This is a genomic window from Pseudomonas sp. LARHCG127 (genome assembly GCF_052871455.1).
Window position 1 is genome coordinate 19,894 of the sequence record NZ_JBIXJT010000013.1, and the last position, 18,395, is coordinate 38,288.

At 64.1% G+C, this 18,395-nt stretch carries 12 protein-coding genes; 10 read left to right on the plus strand and 2 right to left on the minus strand.

The annotated features are described in order from the left end of the window. The first annotated feature begins 255 nt into the window (after positions 1-255). The 4 genes from ACIPQ1_RS21300 to ACIPQ1_RS21315 are packed head-to-tail and all read left to right on the plus strand — an operon-like array spanning position 256 to position 4,953. Entirely contained in the window at positions 256-1,032 is a 777-nt protein-coding gene (locus tag ACIPQ1_RS21300; RefSeq protein ID WP_250964236.1) for an efflux RND transporter periplasmic adaptor subunit, read from the plus strand. Further along, entirely contained in the window at positions 1,029-2,348 is a 1,320-nt protein-coding gene (locus tag ACIPQ1_RS21305; RefSeq protein ID WP_411386159.1) for an efflux RND transporter periplasmic adaptor subunit, read from the plus strand. The genes ACIPQ1_RS21300 and ACIPQ1_RS21305 overlap by 4 nt, the downstream gene beginning before the upstream one ends. Position 2,349: 1 nt before the next feature. Then, on the plus strand, positions 2,350-4,446 hold the full coding sequence (locus tag ACIPQ1_RS21310; RefSeq protein ID WP_411386160.1) for a biotin/lipoyl-binding protein: 2,097 nt from the start codon (positions 2,350-2,352) through the stop codon (positions 4,444-4,446). 15 nt (positions 4,447-4,461) lie between these two features. After that, a complete protein-coding gene (locus tag ACIPQ1_RS21315; RefSeq protein ID WP_186709457.1) occupies positions 4,462-4,953 on the plus strand; it encodes a GNAT family N-acetyltransferase in 492 nt (163 codons plus the stop codon). Between the two features lie 169 nt (positions 4,954-5,122). Here ACIPQ1_RS21315 and ACIPQ1_RS21320 read toward each other — a convergent pair whose 3' ends face one another. Beyond that, positions 5,123-5,434 (minus strand): DUF6916 family protein, encoded by a 312-nt coding sequence (locus ACIPQ1_RS21320; protein WP_250964233.1) that lies wholly within the window; start codon positions 5,432-5,434, stop codon positions 5,123-5,125. 46 nt (positions 5,435-5,480) lie between these two features. Further along, positions 5,481-6,068, minus strand: a complete 588-nt coding sequence (locus ACIPQ1_RS21325; protein WP_411386161.1) for a phage tail protein — start codon at positions 6,066-6,068, stop codon at positions 5,481-5,483. A gap of 304 nt (positions 6,069-6,372) precedes the next feature. On the opposite strand from ACIPQ1_RS21325, the gene ACIPQ1_RS21330 reads away from it, so the two are divergent. The 6 genes from ACIPQ1_RS21330 to ACIPQ1_RS21355 all read left to right on the plus strand — a co-directional run bounded on the left by ACIPQ1_RS21330 (position 6,373) and on the right by ACIPQ1_RS21355 (position 18,237). Next, on the plus strand, positions 6,373-7,218 hold the full coding sequence (locus ACIPQ1_RS21330) for a sulfotransferase family protein (RefSeq protein WP_411386162.1): 846 nt from the start codon (positions 6,373-6,375) through the stop codon (positions 7,216-7,218). A gap of 51 nt (positions 7,219-7,269) precedes the next feature. Beyond that, positions 7,270-14,508: an Ig-like domain-containing protein gene (locus ACIPQ1_RS21335; RefSeq protein ID WP_446534735.1), complete on the plus strand. Its 7,239-nt coding sequence runs from the start codon at positions 7,270-7,272 to the stop codon at positions 14,506-14,508. Positions 14,509-14,548: 40 nt separating this feature from the next. Beyond that, the gene (locus tag ACIPQ1_RS21340; protein WP_446534736.1) at positions 14,549-16,063 is read left to right on the plus strand and encodes a TolC family protein; all 1,515 of its coding nucleotides are present in this window, start codon (positions 14,549-14,551) and stop codon (positions 16,061-16,063) included. 15 nt (positions 16,064-16,078) lie between these two features. Next, positions 16,079-16,864, plus strand: coding sequence for an aspartyl/asparaginyl beta-hydroxylase domain-containing protein (locus tag ACIPQ1_RS21345; RefSeq protein ID WP_446534775.1), 786 nt, complete (start codon positions 16,079-16,081; stop codon positions 16,862-16,864). Then, positions 16,852-17,793 carry a sulfotransferase family protein gene (locus ACIPQ1_RS21350; RefSeq protein WP_411386164.1) on the plus strand — a complete coding sequence of 314 codons (942 nt, stop codon included), beginning with the start codon at positions 16,852-16,854 and terminating at the stop codon, positions 17,791-17,793. The genes ACIPQ1_RS21345 and ACIPQ1_RS21350 overlap by 13 nt, the downstream gene beginning before the upstream one ends. A 198-nt stretch (positions 17,794-17,991) precedes the next feature. Then, positions 17,992-18,237 carry a DUF2789 domain-containing protein gene (locus ACIPQ1_RS21355; RefSeq protein ID WP_250964227.1) on the plus strand — a complete coding sequence of 82 codons (246 nt, stop codon included), beginning with the start codon at positions 17,992-17,994 and terminating at the stop codon, positions 18,235-18,237. Positions 18,238-18,395: the final 158 nt, after the last annotated feature.

Sequence of the window (18,395 nt, forward strand, 5' to 3'; positions counted from 1 at the left end):
AAGGAGTGCGTTCAACTCTGGAGCTGTTCTCAATCCCCAGAAACGAAAAAACCGGCCGAAGCCGGTGTTTTCACCCCAACGGCCAGAGAACTTAATCTCTGCGTACGGGGTTGAGCAGTGAGCGAATCCTAAGTTGAAGAAATCGCGAGGTCAACACCACCGTTGCCACAGAGAATTCCCCCTTCTTCACCGCTACTCCCTTGACGCCCCCCACCGCTGTCGTAGACTCCGCCCATCCGTCAGGGAGTAACGGTCATGCGACGTTTGAGCAGTTGGGTTGTGGGATTGGCCTTCATCACGTGCGAGGTTCAGGCGCAGACGCCGGCTTCCGACGATCCGTTGCTGGAGAGCAACGTCTCGACCAGTGCGTCGGCCAGCGAGGCGCGTGGCGTGCTTCGAGCACGGGACCAGGCAGTGTTGGCCAGCGAGTTGGCCGGGCGGATTGTCGAGTTGCCGTTCAGCGAGGGCGAGTCGTTCAAGAAGGGTGACACCCTGGCGCGTTTCGATTGTTCGGCCTATCAGGCCCAGCTCAATGCGGCCCAGGCGGCCAGCCGTGGTGCCGGTGAAGAACTGGCCCATAACCGGCAGTTGGCGGCGTTGAAATCCGTTGGGCGTTTCGAGGTGTCGCGGGCCGAGGCGCGGCTCAGCGAGGCCCAGGCGCAATCCCAGGTGTACCAGGTGCAGGTCAAGCGTTGCAGCGTGATCGCGCCGTTCGATGGACAGGTGGTGGCGCGCAAGGTCCAGCGTTATGAAAGCGTCGCGGCCGGCGCGCCATTGCTGGATGTGGTCGATAACCGCACCCTGGAGATTCACCTGCTGGTGCCTTCACGCTGGATGGACCGGCTCAAGCCCGGCCAACCCTTTACCTTCGTCCCCGATGAAACCGGCAAGCCGTTGCAAGCGACGGTCAAGCGCCTGGGCGCGCGCATCGACGAGGGCAGCCAGACGCTGCTGCTGGTGGCGAACGTGCCGGATGCCAGCGGCCTGCTGTCCGGCATGAGCGGCACGGCGCGTTTCTCGGAGTCGAAGTGAACGCGCCAGTGACGGGCAGTACCGAGCAGGTGTTCGCCCGCTTCCTCGATCTGGAGCGCCAGACGAGGGCTGCGCGTACACCGGAGCAGCTGAGTTACAGCCTGGTCAACGACGGCCAGGCGCTGTTCGGCTTTCGCCACGCCGCGTTGTTGATCGCCGGCAAGGTCCAGGCCGTGACCGGCGTCAGTACCGTGGAGCCGAATGCGCCGTTCGTGGCGTTTGTCGAGCAGGCGGTGGCGCAGTTGTTCAAACAGGGCCTGTTGAACCAGGCCCGGGTGATCGCCGCCGATGGGGTGAGCGAATCCATCCGGGCAGACTGGCGCAGCCTGTCGGCCGGGCAAGTGTTCTGGCTGCCGTTGATCGATCATCAGGGCCAGGTGTTCGGCGGTTTGTGGTTGGCCCGCGACCTGCCATGGACGCCGCCGGAGCAAGTGCTGCTGTCGCAACTGGGCGACACCTACAGCCATGCGTGGTTGGCGTTGCAACCGCGCAAGCCATGGCGCCTGCGCTGGACACGCAAGCGCCAGGTGGCGCTGGTGGCGCTGTTGCTGCTGGGCTTGCTGATCCCGGTGCGCCAGTCCGTTTTGGCCCCGGCCGAAGTGGTACCGCTGGGCGGGCAAGTGGTGGCGGCGCCGTTGGATGGGGTGATCGCCGAGTTCCTGGTCAAGCCCAACCAGAGCGTCAAGAACGGCGACCTGTTGTTGCGTTTCGAAAGTACCAGTCTCAAGGCCCAGGCCGATGTGGCCGAGCGGGCGTTGGGCGTGGCCGAGGCCGAACTCAAGGCCAATTCCCAGCGCTCGTTTGCCGACGCTGAATCCAGTTCCAAGATTGACCTGCTGGCTGCCCGCGTCGAGCAGAAGCGCGCCGAGCGCAACTACGCACTTGAACTGCTCAAGCGCAGCGAAGTGCGCGCCGAGCGGGATGGCATCGCGGTGTTTGCCGACGCTGAGCGCTGGCTCGGCAAGCCCGTGCAGACCGGTGAGCGGCTGATGGAAATCGCCGATCCAAACCAGGCCGAGTTACGCATTGAATTGGCGGTGGGTGACGCGATTGCCCTTGAGCCCGGTGCGCAAGTGGCGTTGTTTCTCGACAGCGACCCGTTGCAGCGGCACCTGGCCCGGCTCGAGCGTTCGGCCTATGAAGCGCAGCCTACCGCCGCCGGCCAACTGGCGTATCGATTGGATGCGCGTTTCGATGCCACGGCGCCGCGCATTGGCCTGCGAGGCACGGCGAAGGTCTTCGGCGACCGTGCCCCGCTGGCGTTGTACCTGCTGCGGCGGCCGCTGGCCGGCCTGCGCCAGAGCGTAGGCCTGTAGCATGGACTTGCCGAGCCTGCGGCCGGACCTGCAACTGTCCCCGGCGGCCTCAGACCCGGACGGTTCGCCGCAGTGGACCTTGGCCGATCCGGTGCGCGGGCGCTATTTCAAACTGGGCGCGGCGGCGATGCGCATGTTGCGGCACTGGTCCCTGGGCGATCCGGAACAGGTACTGCAGGCCGCGAACCGCGAGCCGGGCCTGCCGCTCAATGGCGAATCGCTGGAGCAACTGCTGGGCTTCTTGCGTGGTCATGACCTGATCAGCGCGATGGACCCGCAACAGCGCGACAGCTATCTGTTCAAGACCGCTGCACAACGCCAGAGCGTGTGGCAGATCCTGCTGCATCAGTACCTGTTTTTTCGCATTCCGCTGTGGCGCCCGGACGCCTTCCTCAATCGGGCCTGGCCCTGGTTGGCGCGGTTCGGCCCCGGGATCCTGCGCTATGGCCTGCCGCTGACCCTGGGTCTCGGCATCTTCCTGGTGTCGCGGGACTGGCAGCGATTCGTCGCGACGTTTCCACACCTGTTCAGCCTGGGCGGTGCGCTGGCGTTCGGGGCGGCGTTGCTCTTCGCCAAGCTGTGCCACGAGTTCGGCCACGCCTTCATGGCCAAGCGCGCCGGTTGCCGGGTGCAGAGCATGGGCGTGGCGTTCATGGTGCTGTTGCCGATGTTCTATACCGACGTCAGCGACGCCTGGCGGATCAGGGATCGCCGCGCACGGTTGCTGATCGGTGCCGGTGGGGTGCTGGCCGAATTGCTGCTGGCGTGCATCGCGCTGCTGGCCTGGTCGCTGTTGCCCGACGGGCCGGCACGTACCGCGGCGTTCATGTTGGCCAGCGCCACCTGGATCACCACGTTGATCATCAACCTGAACCCCTTCATGCGCTTCGACGGGTATTTCCTGCTCAGTGATTTCTGGGCGGTGGATAACCTTCAGGGGCGGGCGTTTGCCCTGTGTCGCTGGCGCCTGCGCGAAGCCTTGTTCGGGTATGGCGCGGCGGCGCCGGAACCCTGGTCGCCGAAGATGCGTCGGCGTTTGCTGGTGTGGGGTTATGGCTCGTGGCTGTGGCGGGCATTGTTGTTTTTCGGGATTGCCTTGGCGGTCTATCACCTGTTCTTCAAGGTGCTGGGCATTTTTCTAATGATGGTGGAATTGGTGTGGTTCATTTTCATGCCCATCGTGAATGAGTGGCGGCAATGGTGGAGTCGTCGTGAGCAAGCCCACGGCGGGCGGATGCTCCTGAGTGGCCTGGTGTTGCTGGCGCTGCTGCTGGTGTTGCTGCTCCCTTGGCGCAGCGCGGTGGAAGTGCCGGCCATGCTCGAGGCCGGGCGCGCCAGTGCCTTGCATGCGCCGGTGGCGGCGCGGGTCAAGCAGGTGAATGTGCACGACGGCCAGACCGTGGCCCAAGGCGATGTGCTGATTGAGTTGGAGTCGCCGGACATGGCGTCGCGCCTGGCCATTGTGCGCCGGGAAATCGAGATCCAGCAGTTGCAGATGCGCCGTCAGGCCGGGCGCAGCGAAACCGCCGCCGATGCCGGCATCGTCGAACAGCAACTGGCCGAAGCGGTGGCCGAGTACCGCGGCCTGGTGGCCCAGCGCGAACGGCTGTTGTTGCGTGCGCCCCATGCCGGCCAGGTGCGCGATGTGTTGCCGCAACTGTCGATAGGGCGCTGGTTGTCACCCACACAGGCACTGGCGCGGGTGGTGCAGACCGATTCGCGGTTGCGCGGCTACCTCACCGAAGCCGAGCTTTGGCGGGTCGGGCCGGGTGCCACGGGCCGGTTCATCGCTGACGATCCGATGCACACATCGATGGCCGTGCGGTTGAATGAAATCGACACCAACGGCGTGGCCTGGGTCGAACAGCAAGCGTTGACGTCCGACCATCACGGGCCGATTGCGGTGCGCCGCGACTCGCAACAACGGGCCGAGCCGGTCCAGGCCCAGTACGGCGTGCGCCTGAGTACGGTGGACGCCACGTCCGCTCCGGTGCAGCCGCTGCGTGGCGTGGCGGTGTTGCAGGGCGAGGGCGAGTCGGTGTTGGGAGCGGCCTGGCGTCGGTTGGCGGCGTTGGGTGTCAGGGAAAGCGGGTTCTAGGCCTAGGGGGCAAGCATGGATTCGGTGGCGGCAGAGGGGTTGGTGGTGCGTCCATCGCGGATCAGCGATGGTCCGTTCCTGCAGGGCCTGTACCAGGCGGCGCGGCCGGACCTGCAATGGATCGACGGCGAACATGAACAGGTACAGCAGGTGATTGCCCAGCAGTTCCAAGTGCAGGAGCAAGGGTTGGGCGAGAACTTCCCCAACGCCATGCATTACGTCGTGGAAAAACTCGGCACTGCGATTGGCGCCTTGAGTACGGATTTCGGCCCCAATGAGATTCGCGTGCTGTACCTGGCCTTCATCCCCCAGGCCCGTGGCCAGGGCTATGGCCGGGCGGTGTTGCAAGGGGTGCAGAAAGCCGCGCAACAGATCCGCTGCCCGGTGGCGACCGTGGTCTGGGCCAGCAACCCCCACGCCCGTCGGCACTACCTGGCGCTGGGCTTCGAAGTGCAAGAGCGCAACCCGGCGGCGGAGCGGTTGGTCTGGTATCCGAAAGGCAACTGATCTACCCCATGCATGGCCCATGTGGGAGCGAGCTCGCGATGCGTGCGGCACATCCCGCATGGATGCAAGCTGACCCGCCGCCATCGCGAGCAAGCTCGCTCCCACAAGGACTTGTGGCGACCGCTATTCTTGCTTGTACCCCGGCCTCCCACAGGGCTCTCATCAGTCGTTAATTAAACGCGATGTAGAAATACCCCAGCGTCGGATCCCGCCCCATGGGCGGTATCCGTGATACGAACACCCCCTCGATCTTGCCCAGTTCCGGCACTTCCAGAGCGCAGAGTCCGTCGACGAATTCAGTACCTTCCAGGCTGTTGAATTCCACGCTGAACGGCATCCGCGCGGTGTTCGGCATCTTCGCCCGTGGGCTTTCTTCAAGGGTTTCGAAGCGCACCGGCAGGCAGCTGCCGTCGGGGAGGGTCAGGCTGCCGGTCTGGCCCAGCAGCGGTTGGAAATGGCGGCTATGAACCTGTTGCAGCATGTCGACACTCCAAAGGGCCGGAGGACCGCAGCCCTCCGGCGGCTCATCAGTTACGGGACGGGAAGTAGCCTTGAAGGGCGATGCTGAAGTTGATGGCCAGGAACGGGTTCATGACCGTCATCGGCGTGTTGCCGCCGGTGGGGGCGACCGTGCCGTTGACCGTGGTGGTCACGCCTTGCAGCGGCACTGGCGAAGCGCCTATCTGGTCGGAATAGATCGCCGCCGAGCCCGGCCCGGTGCCCGAGGTGCCGATGAACGAGTTGGTTGCCGTGGGCGTATTCACCGGGTTGCTGGCCGGGTTGGCCAACTGCAGGGTAGTGGAAGCGGTAATGCCGGTGAGGGCATGGGTGTGGTTGGGCAGGTTGTTGAGCGTTGCCGTGACGTTTTCGGTGCCGGATATCTCTCCGATGACCCGCGGGGTCAGGCCCAGGCCACTGCCTTGGCCCATGGGCAGGCGACCTTGCAGGTTGGGTAGCATGAAGGTGGTCTGGCCGTTGCCTCCGTAGGTCACGCCGATCAGGGCGAACAAGGTCTGGTACTGGGAAAGGGCAAGCGTCTGCCCGTTGCACAGCGCCCAATCCCTGGGTGCAAAGTTAAAGGCGAACGACTGGATAGTGCCGATGAATACTTCCATAGATTCCTCATCCTTCAGGTGATTGGTTCTTGCAGTGCCCGGACGTGAAGGACAAGAGTGCGATCAGCCCGACTCCTTGTTTCCCTGGCCTGGTCACGCACGGCTGAGCGTAGACCGGGATGTTTGATTTTGCCGAGCGAAGCGGGCGGAAAAATGTCGCGACACGGCTTAATCGATTCAGGTTCCCGAGCGTCGCTACCGTCCATCTTCTTTTATGGCTTGGGATGAATCTGATATCAAAGTACTACTAGGCGAAGATTGTTTCCTCGGCTACGCTTCGGCTACAAAAGGACTACAAACAAAGGTGAATGGATTGCCGCAGTTTCACTTCATTTCCGGTTTGCCGCGCTCAGGCTCGACCCTGCTCTCTGCCATTTTGTTGCAGAACCCGCGCTTTCATGCCGGCATGACCAGTCCCGTCGGCACGCTGTTCAACAGCGTCCTGCAGCAATGCAGCGCCGGCAGCGAGTTCGGCTCGGTGATCGACACCGACCTGCGCCGCCGCCTCTTGCGCGGCCTCTTCGATTCCTACTACGCCGACAAAGCCGACAAGCCGGTCATCTTCGACACCAACCGCCAATGGTGTGCCCGCCTGCCAGCCCTGCAGGACCTGTTCCCCCAAGCCAAGACCATCGCCTGTGTGCGCAACGTGGCCTGGGTGCTCGACAGCCTGGAGCGGCTCTACCGTGCCAACCCGTTCGAGAACACCAAGCTGTTCAATGACGATGACGAGCGCAACACCGTCTACAGCCGCTGTGAAACCCTGGCCCAGCGCAACCGCCTGGTGGGGTTCGCCTGGACGGCGCTCAAAGAGGCCTATTACGGCGAGAACGCCGAGTCGCTGCTGATCGTCGACTACGACTTGTTGAGCCAGGCCCCGGAGCGGGTGATGCGCCTGGTGTACGAGTTCATCGGCGAGCCCTGGTTCGAACACGATTTCAATCACTTGACCTACGACGCACCGGCCTTCGACCAGGCCTTGGGCGTGGCCGGCCTGCATAAGGTCAAGCCCAAGGTCGCGCCGCAAGCCCGGCGGACCTTGTTGCCGCCGGACCTGTTTGAAAAGTATGCCGAGTTGTCGTTCTGGCGCGATGGGTCAGCAAGCGCCGCCAATGTCATTCGTATGAAAACCGACGCCGCCGTCAGCTGACTGCGGTTTTTTTCATTTGCGTTTCAGAAAGTTCGAGTCCAGGTGATCGTCATGTGGTGGAGCAAAGGCAAATCGCGGGTAACCGAGGGCACACAGGCCCTGGCATCGCCAATGATCATGTCCCTGGAACCGCGAATGCTGTTCGACGGCGCGGTGGCGGCCACCGTGGCCGATGCCGCGCAGCCGGACGCGCAGCCCACTGCCGAGGCGGCCAAGACGCCAACGGCGGACCAGGCGACCGATACCCATGCGCCCCAGGGCCAGGTCGATGCCACCCAGGCTGCCGTGCCGGGCAAATCCGTGGTGTTTGTCGATTCCCGGGTCAAGGATTCCGCCAGCCTGCTCGAAGGCGTGGCGCCCGGTACCCAGGTCGTACAGCTGGATGCCACGAAGGACGGCTTGCAGCAGATTGCCGATTACCTGGACACCCACCAGGGCGTCAGCTCGGTGCAGATCATCGCCCACGGCAACGCCGGTGATTTGTGGCTGGGCAACAGCTACCTGTCGGCGGATAACGTCCAGGCCCGTAGCGAAGTGCTGGCGCAGATCGGCCAGGACATGAACGCCGGTGGCGATATCCTGATCTATGGCTGCTACACCGCCGAAGGCGAGCGTGGTTTGAGCCTGGTGGATTCATTGGCGCAGTTGACCGGCCGCGATGTGGCGGCGTCCAACGACCGCACCGGCCTGGGTGGCGACTGGGACCTGGAAATCGCCACCGGCACCATCGAAAGCGCCAACGTGCTCTCGGCCAATGCCATGAGCGAGTACCAGTGGGGCCTGGCTACCTGGACCGCCACCAACAACCTCAATAGCGGCGTGGGCTCCCTGCGCGCCGCCCTGACGTCCGCGCAGAACGGCGACATTGTCACGTTCAATACCAGCATGACCGTCGCCCTGACCCAGGTGCTGGTGGTCAACAGGAACGTCACCATCGATGGTGACCTGAACAATGACAACGTCGCCGACGTGACCCTCGACGGCCAGAACCGCACCCAGATCATGCAAGTGACGTCCGGCACCACGGCCACCCTCGATGGCCTGGTGATCACCCGGGGCATGGTGGCAGGCAACGGTGGTAATGGCGGCGACGATGCGCTGGTGTCCCAGGGCGGCGGCATCTACAACGCCGGCACCTTGACCCTGCGCAACGTTACGGTCACCGCGAACGCCGCTTCAGGCGGCGGTGGCGGCGGCGGTGTGACGCCGCAGTACGCCGGTGGCGGCGGCGGTGGCGGTGGTGCGGTCGGTAGCGGTATCGGCGGCAAGGGCGGCGACACGCTCAACTCCACGGGCTCCAATGGCTCGGCCGGGCAGGGCGGCGCGGGCGGCGGTTTCTTCAACATTGGCGGGCGTGGCGGTTCCACCACGGGTGGCGCGGGTGGTGCGGCGTATCCGGGCTACAGCACCGGTTCGGCCGGCGGCACGGCCTCCAGCGGTGGCTTGTCCATCGGCGGTGGCGGCGGTGGTGACGGGTATGACAACTTCGGCGGCGACGGCGGCGGTGCGGTCGGTGGTATCTATAACGACACCGGCGCGACCCTGCGGATCATCGGCAACTCGACCATTTCCAACAACGTCGGCGCCGGTGGTGGCGGTGGTGGCGGCGGGGCGGGCGGTAGCTATCTCCAGGCAGGTGGTGCGGGCGGTGTCGGTGTCGGTGCCATCTGGAACAAGGGCTCGATCCTGATCACTGCCGCCAACTTCGCCGCCCTGGCCGGCAACGTCGGCGGCAGCGGCGTGGGTGGGACGAGTGCGGGCACCGCAGGTGTTTCGCCAGCGTCGGTGGCCAACGTCTACGGCGATGGCGGCACCATCAACACCAACTATGTGCCGGACGAGACGCCGCCCACCGCGACCGTCGTGGTGGCCAATACCAACCTGAACTCCGGTGGCACGTCGACGGTGACCATCACCTTCTCCGAAGCCGTGACCGGCCTCACCGCGGCGGACCTGACGGTGCAGAACGGCACCGTCGGCACCTTGACCAGTGGCGACGGCGGCATCACCTGGACCGGTACGTTGACCGCGGCCAGCAACATCGCCGACACCACCAACATCATCACCCTGAACAATACCGGCGTGGCCGACCTGGCCGGCAATGCCGGGGTGGGCACCACCGATTCGAACAATTACATCGTCAACGACACCGTGGCGCCTACGGCGTCCATCGTGGTGAGTGACACGGCCCTCAGGATTGGCGAGACCTCGACGGTCACCATCACGTTCTCCGAGGCCGTCTCCGGCTTCACCACGGCCGACCTGACCGTCGCCAACGGCTCGATCAGCGGCCTGAGCACCAGTGACGGCGGCATCACCTGGACGGCCACGCTGACACCGGATGCGACTGTCACCGATACCTCCAATCTCATTGTCCTGAACAACACGGGCGTGGCCGACCTCAATGGCAACGCCGGCGTGGGGACGACCAACTCCAACAACTACGCCATTGACACGCAACGCCCGACGGCCACCATCGTAGTGACCGATACCGCGCTGAGGATCGGTGAAACCTCCGTAGTGACGATCACCTTCACCGAGGCGGTGAGTGGTTTCACCCTGGCGGACCTGGCCGCTGCCAATGGCAGCTTGAGCGGGCTGAGCAGCGGTGACGGCGGTATCACCTGGACCTCGACGCTCACCCCGAGCGCCAGCATCGATGACACCAGCAACCTGATCACGCTGACCAACAGTGGCATTGCCGACCTGGCCGGCAACGTCGGCAGCGGCACCACCGACTCGAACAACTACGCCGTCGATACCCAGCGTCCGACCGCTTCCATCGTGGTGGCCGATAACGCGCTGAACATCGGCGAAACGTCCCTGGTCACGATCACCTTCAGCGAGGCCGTCACGGGTTTCACCCTGGCGGACATGACCGTGGCCAACGGCTCCTTGAGCGGTCTGAGCAGCGGTGACGGCGGCATCACCTGGACCGCGACGCTCACCCCGAGCGCCAGCATCAGCGATGCCACCAACCTGGTCATCCTGGCCAATACCGGTGTGGCGGACGCGGCCGGGAACGCCGGCAGCGGCACCACCAGTTCCAACAACTACGCCGTCGACACACAGCGCCCAACCGCCAGTATCGTCGTGAGCGACACCTCCCTGAGCGTCGGCGAAACCTCGCTGGTGACCATTACTTTCAACGAAGCGGTGACCGGCTTTACCACCGCCGACCTGACGGTCGCCAACGGCACGGTCACCGGCCTGAGCAGCGGCGACGGCGGCATTACCTGGACCGGGACGCTCACGCCAAGCGCCAGCACCAGCGACACCAGCAACCTCATCACCCTGGATAACACCGGCGTGAGCGACGCGGCGGGCAATGCTGGCAGCGGCACCACCGACTCCAACAACTACGCCGTCGACACCGCGCGTCCGACCGCCACCGTCGTGGTCGCCGACACGGCCATCGCCGTGGGCGAAACCTCGGTGGTGACCATCACCTTCAGCGAGGCGGTGACCGGTTTCACCCTGGCGGACCTGAGTGTCACCAACGGCAGCCTGAGCGGCCTGAGCACCAGCGACAACATTACCTACACCGCGACTTTTACGCCGAGCGCGGGCGTCAGCGATGCCTCCAACCTGATCACCCTCAATAACACGGGGGTGGTGGACGGCGCGGGCAATACCGGCAGCGGCACCACCGACTCCAACAACTACGCCGTCGATACCCAGCGTCCGACCGCTACCATCGTGGTGGCCGACACGGCGCTGAGCGTCGGCGAAACGTCGCTGGTGACCATTACCTTCAGCGAGGCGGTCACAGGTTTCGACAATTCGGACCTGAGCGTAGCCAACGGCACGCTGAGTGCGGTCAGCAGCAGCGATGGCGGCATCACCTGGACCGCGACGTTCACGCCCAGCCTCGGGGTCACCGACGTCTCCAACCTCATTGTCCTGAACAACACCGGGATCAACGATGGGGCGGGCAACACCGGCACCGGCACGACCAGTTCCAACAACTACGCCATCGACACCAACGTGCCGACGGCGACCGTGGTGGTGGCCGACTCGTCTCTGAGCATCGGTGAAACCACCGTGGTCACCGTGACCTTCAACTCGGCGGTCAGCGGGTTCGACAATGCGGACCTGACCGTCAGCAACGGCACCCTGAGCACCATGAGCAGCACCGACGGCGGCGTCACCTGGACGGCCACGTTCACGCCGAGCGCGAGCATTTCCGATACCAGCAACGTCATTACCCTGGACAACACTGGCTTGATCAACGGCGCGGGCAATGCCGGTGTGGGCACTACCGACTCGAACAACTACGCGGTCGACACGGTGCGTCCGACCGCGACCATCGTCGTGGCCGACACGGCCATTGCCGCCGGCGAGACTTCGCTGGTGACCATCACCTTCAGCGAGGCCGTGACGGCGTTCACCAGTGCCGACCTGACGGTCGCCAACGGCGTGATCTCAGGGTTGAGCAGCAGCGACGGCGGCATCACCTGGACCGCGACCTTTACGCCGACCGCTGGCGTCACGGACACCAGTAACGTCATCTCGCTCAACAGTGGCGGCATCGTCGACCTGGCCGGCAACGTCAACGTCGGCGGCACCGACTCCAACAATTATGCGCTGGACACTGAACGTCCCACCGCAACGATCGTGCTGGCCGACTCCAACCTCAGTGTCGGTGAGACCTCGTTGGTGACCATCACCTTCTCCGAGGCGGTCAGCGGTTTCGACAATTCGGACCTGAGCGTTGCCAACGGCACACTCAGCGCTGTCAGCAGCAGCGATGGCGGCTTGACCTGGACCGCGACTTTCACGCCGACCCTCGGCGTGCGGGACGCGACCAACCTGATCGTCCTGAATAACAGCGGCGTAAGCGACGCGGCGGGCAACACCGGCACGGGCACGACCAACTCGGCCAACTACGCCATCGACACCCAGGTGCCGACGGCGACCATCGTGGTGGCCGATACGTCCCTGAGCATCGGTGAAACCAGCCAGGTAACCATGACCTTCAACGAAGCAGTGAGCGGTTTCGACAACAGCGACCTGACCATCAGCAACGGCACGCTGAGCAATGTGTCGTCCTCCGACGGCGGCGTTACCTGGACGGCCACGTTCACGCCGAGCGCGAGCATTGCCGACACCAGCAACCTGATCACCCTGGACAATACAGGTGTCGTCAACGTCTCGGGCAACGCCGGCGTCGGCACTACCGATTCGAACAACTACGCCATCGACACCGTGCGTCCAACGGCAACCATCGTCGTTGCCGACACGGCCATCGCCGCAGGTGAAACTTCGCTGGTGACCATCACCTTCAATGAGGCCGTGACGGGCTTCACCGACGCCGACCTGAGCGTCGCCAACGGTACGCTCGGCGGGCTGAGCAGCAGCGACGGCGGCATCACCTGGACCGCGACCTTCACGCCTGCTGTTGGCATCACCGACACCAGCAATCTCATCACCCTCGCCAACAGCGGTGTCGCCGACCTGGCGGGCAACGCCGGCAGCGGCACCACCGATTCGAACAACTACAGCGTCGACAGCCAGCGTCCGACTGCCACCATTGTGCTGAGCGATTCGGTGTTGAAACCGGGCGAAACTGCCCAGGTGACCATCACCTTCAGCGAGGCGGTGACGGGTTTCAGCAACGCTGACCTGAGCGTGGCCAACGGCACCCTGAGCGCCGTCAGCAGCAGCGACGGCGGCCTGACCTGGACCGCGACGTTTACGCCGACCCTGGGCGTGACCGACGCCAGCAACTTGATCACCCTGGACAATACCGGTGTGAGCGATGCGGCCGGCAACATCGGGACAGGCACGACCGATTCGGCCAACTATGCGGTCGAGACACGCGTCCCGACGGCCACCATCGTGGTGGCCGACAGTGCGCTGCGGATAGGGGAAACCTCGCAGGTCACCATCACCTTCTCGGAAGCGGTCAGCGGTTTCGACAACAGCGACCTGACCATCAGCAACGGCACGCTGAGCAACGTTTCCTCTTCCGACGGCGGCGTCACCTGGACGGCCACCTTCACCCCGACCACCAGCATCACCGACACCAGCAACCTGATCAGCCTGGACACCAGCGGCGTGGTCAACGCCTCGGGCAACAGTGGTGTCGACGTGGTGAACTCCAACAACTACGCGATCGACACGGTTCGTCCAGGCGCGACCATCACCGTCGGCGATACCACCTTGGGCATTGGCCAGAGCACCACCGTGACCATCAGTTTCAGCGAGGCGGTGTCCGGATTCGACCTGTCGGACCTCAGCGTCGCCAATGGCGTGTTGTCCAACCTCGCCAGCAGTAACGGCGGCCTGACCTGGACGGCGACACTGACGCCGACTGCGGGCGTCAACGATGCCACCAACCTGATTCTGCTCGACGCCAGCACTGTGCAGGACCTGGCCGGCAACGCCGGGGTGGGCATCGCGATTTCCAGCAACTATGCACTCGACGCCACCCGGCCGACGGCGACCATCGTCGTCGCCGATCCGGACCTGACGGTGGGCGAGACGACCCAAGTGACCTTCACCTTCAGCGAAGCGGTGACGGATTTCGACCTGTCGGACCTCAGCGTCACCAACGGTGAACTGACCAACCTGACCACCAGCGACGGCGGCAAGACCTGGACGGCGACATTCACGCCAACGGTGAACCTCACCGACCCGAGCAACTTCATCGCCCTGGACACCAGCAACGTCAGCGACCTGACGAGCAACGCCGGGGCCAGCGTGGCGGTGTCCAACAACTATGCGATCGACACCGTGGTGCCCAACGACGTGAAGCCGCCACCGGAGTTCCTGACGTCCGACCCGGTCACGGTGATCCCGCCGTCCGAGGTGCCGCTGCAACCGATCGTCTTTACCCCGCCGACCGGCAACCTGGGTTCGCCGCTGGGCTTCCCGCCGCTGTTCGAGCAACGGGACGTGGGTGGGGGCCTGCGGCCGATCGGGGATATTTTCATCAACCATGGCGCCCTGGCGCCGAGCTATATCGCCCAGGTGTTCAGCACTGACGCCGCCGGCGACGGTAGCGGCCAGGGGTTCCTGGGCTTTGGGGGGGGTGATGGCGGGGTGTTCGGCAGCAGCACGCTTTCGACCCTGTTCAACCAGGACTCTGGTTCCGAGGGCGAGTCGATGGAGGCCTTCGGCAGCCAGTCGATGCAGGGCGGCGATGTGTCCCAAGGGGTGCGTGGGGTGTTCGGGGCGCCCACCCTGGGTCAGCAACTGCAACAGCTCAAGGACACTGAACAACATCAGGTCGACAGCCTGGCAACCGCGTTACGACAGGTCGGCATCAGCCAAGTGCAGGCCTGAATTCTAAAAAATATTGGGGCAGCCAGGGGCAATCCAGGGAATGAATAGAAGTCAGAAGTTATTCGGTATGAGTGTGCTGGCGTTGGTGGTGAGTGGATGTGCGGTCACCAGCGATCCGATCGAGCGTAGCGTCAGCGAACAGCGCGCTCGAACCGACCTGCAGAACATGTACAAGGACCAGGAGCCGCTGAGCGGCCCCCTGACCCTGCACCAGGCCATGGCCCGGGCGGTGAAGTACAACCTCGAAGGTCGCTTGAAGATCATGGAGGAAGCCCTGGCCAAGCGTCAGCTGGATCTGGCCAGTTTCGACATGCTGCCGCGCATGGCCCTGGACGCCGGGTACGTGGGCCGTAACAACGTCAGTGCCTCCAGCAGCCAGAGCGTGGAAACCGGTACCCAGTCCCTGGAGCCGTCGACCTCCCAAGACCGTGACCGTGAAGTGGCGGACCTGACCATGGTCTGGAACGTGCTCGATTTCGGTGTCAGCTACATCAGTGCCAAGCAAGCCGGGGACCAGCGGCTGATCGTGCAGGAACGTCGGCGCAAGGTGATCAACACCATCGTCCAGGACGTGCGTTCGGCCTACTGGCGCGCCATGGCCGCCGAGCGCCTGCTCAAGCAGATCGACAGCCTGATGGTCCGGGTCGAGGCGGCACGTGACAACAGCCAGAGCATGAGTGAACAGCGCATCGGCGACCCGGTGCAAGCCCTGGGTTACCAGCGTTCGCTGATCCAGGCCACCCGCCAACTGGAAGAGCAACGCCGGGCGCTGTCCCTGGCCAAGACCGAACTGGCGACGCTGATCAACTTGCCCCTGGGCACCGAGCTGACCCTGGCGACCCAGGATGAATACACCATCCCGGAACTCAAGGTCGACCTGGCTCGTCTCGAACAGGAAGCCCTGGCCAGTCGTCCGGAATTGCGCGAGCAGGATTACCAGACCCGCATCACCGCCGCCGAAACCCGCAAGGCCATGTTGCGCCTGCTGCCGGGGCTGGAGTTTTCCGCCGGCGGGCACTACGACAGCAACTCGTTTTTGGTGGAACAAGGCTGGGCCGACTATGGCGTGAAAGTCACCTGGAACCTGTTCAACGTGATCTCCGCCCCGGCGGCCATCGACGTGGCCAAGGCCGGTGAAGAAGTGGCGTCGGCACGGCGTCAGGCGATGTCAATCGCCGTGCTGGCGCAGCTGTACGTGGCCAATGCCAACTATCGTGAAGCCCTGCGCCAGTTCAAGACCAGCCAGCAACTGTCGGACATCGATGGGCAGATTGTCGGTCAATTGCGTAGCCGTCACCAGGCTGCCGGCATTGGCGAGTTGGACCTGATCCAGGGTGAACTGAACACCTTGCAGGCCGACCTGCGTCGGGACTTGGCTTATGCCGACCTGCGCAACGCCTACGGGCAGATCTTTGCCAGCGCCGGCCTCGATCCACTGCCGAACGAAGTGCAATCGACCGAAGTCCAGTCGATTGCCATGGCGCTGGCCAACCGCGAAGCGGCCTGGGCCCAGGGTGATATAACGCTGCCGAAGCCTGCCACGGTGACTCAATAACCGGGCGCAACCATGATGACGCGCCCGGCGTTTTCCCGGCTGCCGGTGGCGGTGAACCTGCCGTTGCTGTTGCACGCACTGGCGGCCATTGACGACGCACGTTGGCAGGGGCACTTCAACAGTGCCTATCACAGCGGCGACTGGAGCGGCGTGGCGCTGATATCGGCGGCCGATGCCGTTACCGAACTGTCGCCCGGGCACGGTCAGCCCGTGCATCGCGCGCCTTGGACAGCGGACAGTCGCTGGCAAGAGGCATTGCATGACTGGCCCCTGGAGATCGTCTCGGCCCGGCTGCTGCGGTTGGGCCCCGGTGGGCGCATCCACGAGCATCGCGACTATGATCTGGGCGGGCCGGATGCTGATCTGCGCCTGCACGTGCCGCTGCTCAGCCCACCTGACGTGGATTTTTTCCTGGATGGACACATTATTCCGATGACGGCCGGCGAGTGCTGGTTTCTCGACCTGGCGCGGCCCCATCGCGTTATGAATCGAAGTGCTCATTCGCGGGTTCACCTGGTGCTCGATTGTCGCCCCGGGCCGTGGCTGGCGCAGCAGATTGCCGATGGGCTACCCACCACACCCGCCGCGGGCGTCGGGCCAGGCGACTTTGTCCGTTTTCAGCAGCGCGTGGAAACGGATCCTCATCTCGCGCGAACCTTGCAGAACTTGCATGAGCTGGACGCTTTCATTGACTCTGCCCTGGCACTGGGGGCCGAACAAGGGCTTCACTTCACCCGGGAGGAATTGCGGGCTGCGATGCGCACCGGTCGCCAGCAGTGGAGAAACCAGTGGAAGACCTGAATCTGCACGGCTGGTTGCCGATCCGCGTATGGCAAGAGGCCGGGCAGTGGCGGGTCGATTGGTGCTGGTTCGGCGACATGCGACTGTCACAGCCGTTCTTTGGAGATGCGGTGGAAGACGCCCTGCGCCTGCCCTTCAACCAGGCGTTCCGCCGCCAGACACCCTTGGAGGTGCTCGGTCAGTGGCAACGACAAAGCCCGGGCCTGGCGCCCAATGCGTTCATTTTCCATGCTTCCCGTTGCGGCTCGACATTGATCAGCCAGATGCTTGCCCAATTGGACCATCACATCGTCATTTCGGAACCACCGCCCCTGGATACGCTGCTGCGCAGTGATTTGCCGTTGCCCGAGCGGTGCGTGGCGCTCAAGGGCTTGATGTCGGCCTATGGGCAGCGCCGCCGAGGCGTGGAGCAACGGCTGGTGGTCAAGCTCGACGCCTGGAACATCGGTGAACTGCCGTTGTTGCGTGAGTGCTTTCCCGACACGCCCTGGTTGTTCGTGTACCGCGACCCCTTGGAAATCTCGGTCTCTCACCTGCGCCGTCCCGGCATGCACATGGTGCCGGGGATGATCGGTGCGACGGTCCTGGACGATGGATTGCCGTTCGCCGGCCAGGAAGATTTCATCCCGCGCCGGGTGGGACGGTTATTGGCGACGGGCTTGGACCACTGCCAGGCATTGGCTGGGATGGCGGTCAACTACACTGACCTGCCTGAGGCGATGACGGGCAGACTGGCGGCGTTTTTCGGCCTCGATGAAGGGCAGTGCAAACAAATGTTCGCAGCGGTCGGGCAACATGCCAAGCAGCCGGCGCAGGTGTTTGTTGGCGACAGCGAGGACAAGCGCCGGGAGGCTTCGGCGCTGTTGCGTGAGCGGGTCCTGCGCTGGGCGCAGGGGCCTTACGAGGCGTTGAACTCACTCCCTCCGTAGCGGGATTCAACCCGCTTTTGTGGCGAGGGAGCTTGCTCCCGCTCGGTTGCGCAGCAACCGCAAAGTCGTGGGGCCGCTTCGCCCGAAGCGTCGGACCGGCCCAGCGGGAGCAAGCCTCCTCGCCACGGTGTGCTCAGCTCCAAGGGACTAGACTGCAGGAATAGCGCCCAGCCATCCATTCATGCCCAGGAGTCCCGCATGGAAACCCCGATCCATACACTTCCCGCCCTGTTCAAACAACTCGGCCTGCCTGACGACGCCATCAGCATCGATCAATTCATTGCCAGCCATTCTCCCCTTAAACCCGATCTGCACCTGTCCGATGCCTTCTTCTGGAGCGAGGGTCAGCGGCAACTCCTGCGCGACGAAATCCTCGAGGATGCGGACTGGGCGGTGGTGGTGGATCAACTCGACGTGCTGTTGCGCAAGGGCCGCAGTGAGTGATGCCGATGCAGGGCTTGGGCAATAACTTGTGGGAGCGAGCTTGCTCGCGATGGCGGACCGTCAGCCAACACTGATGCAACAGACATATCGCTATCGCGAGCAAGCTCGCTCCCACAGGGTTAACTTGTTATTCGTTTTAAGCATTAACAAATAGCTTC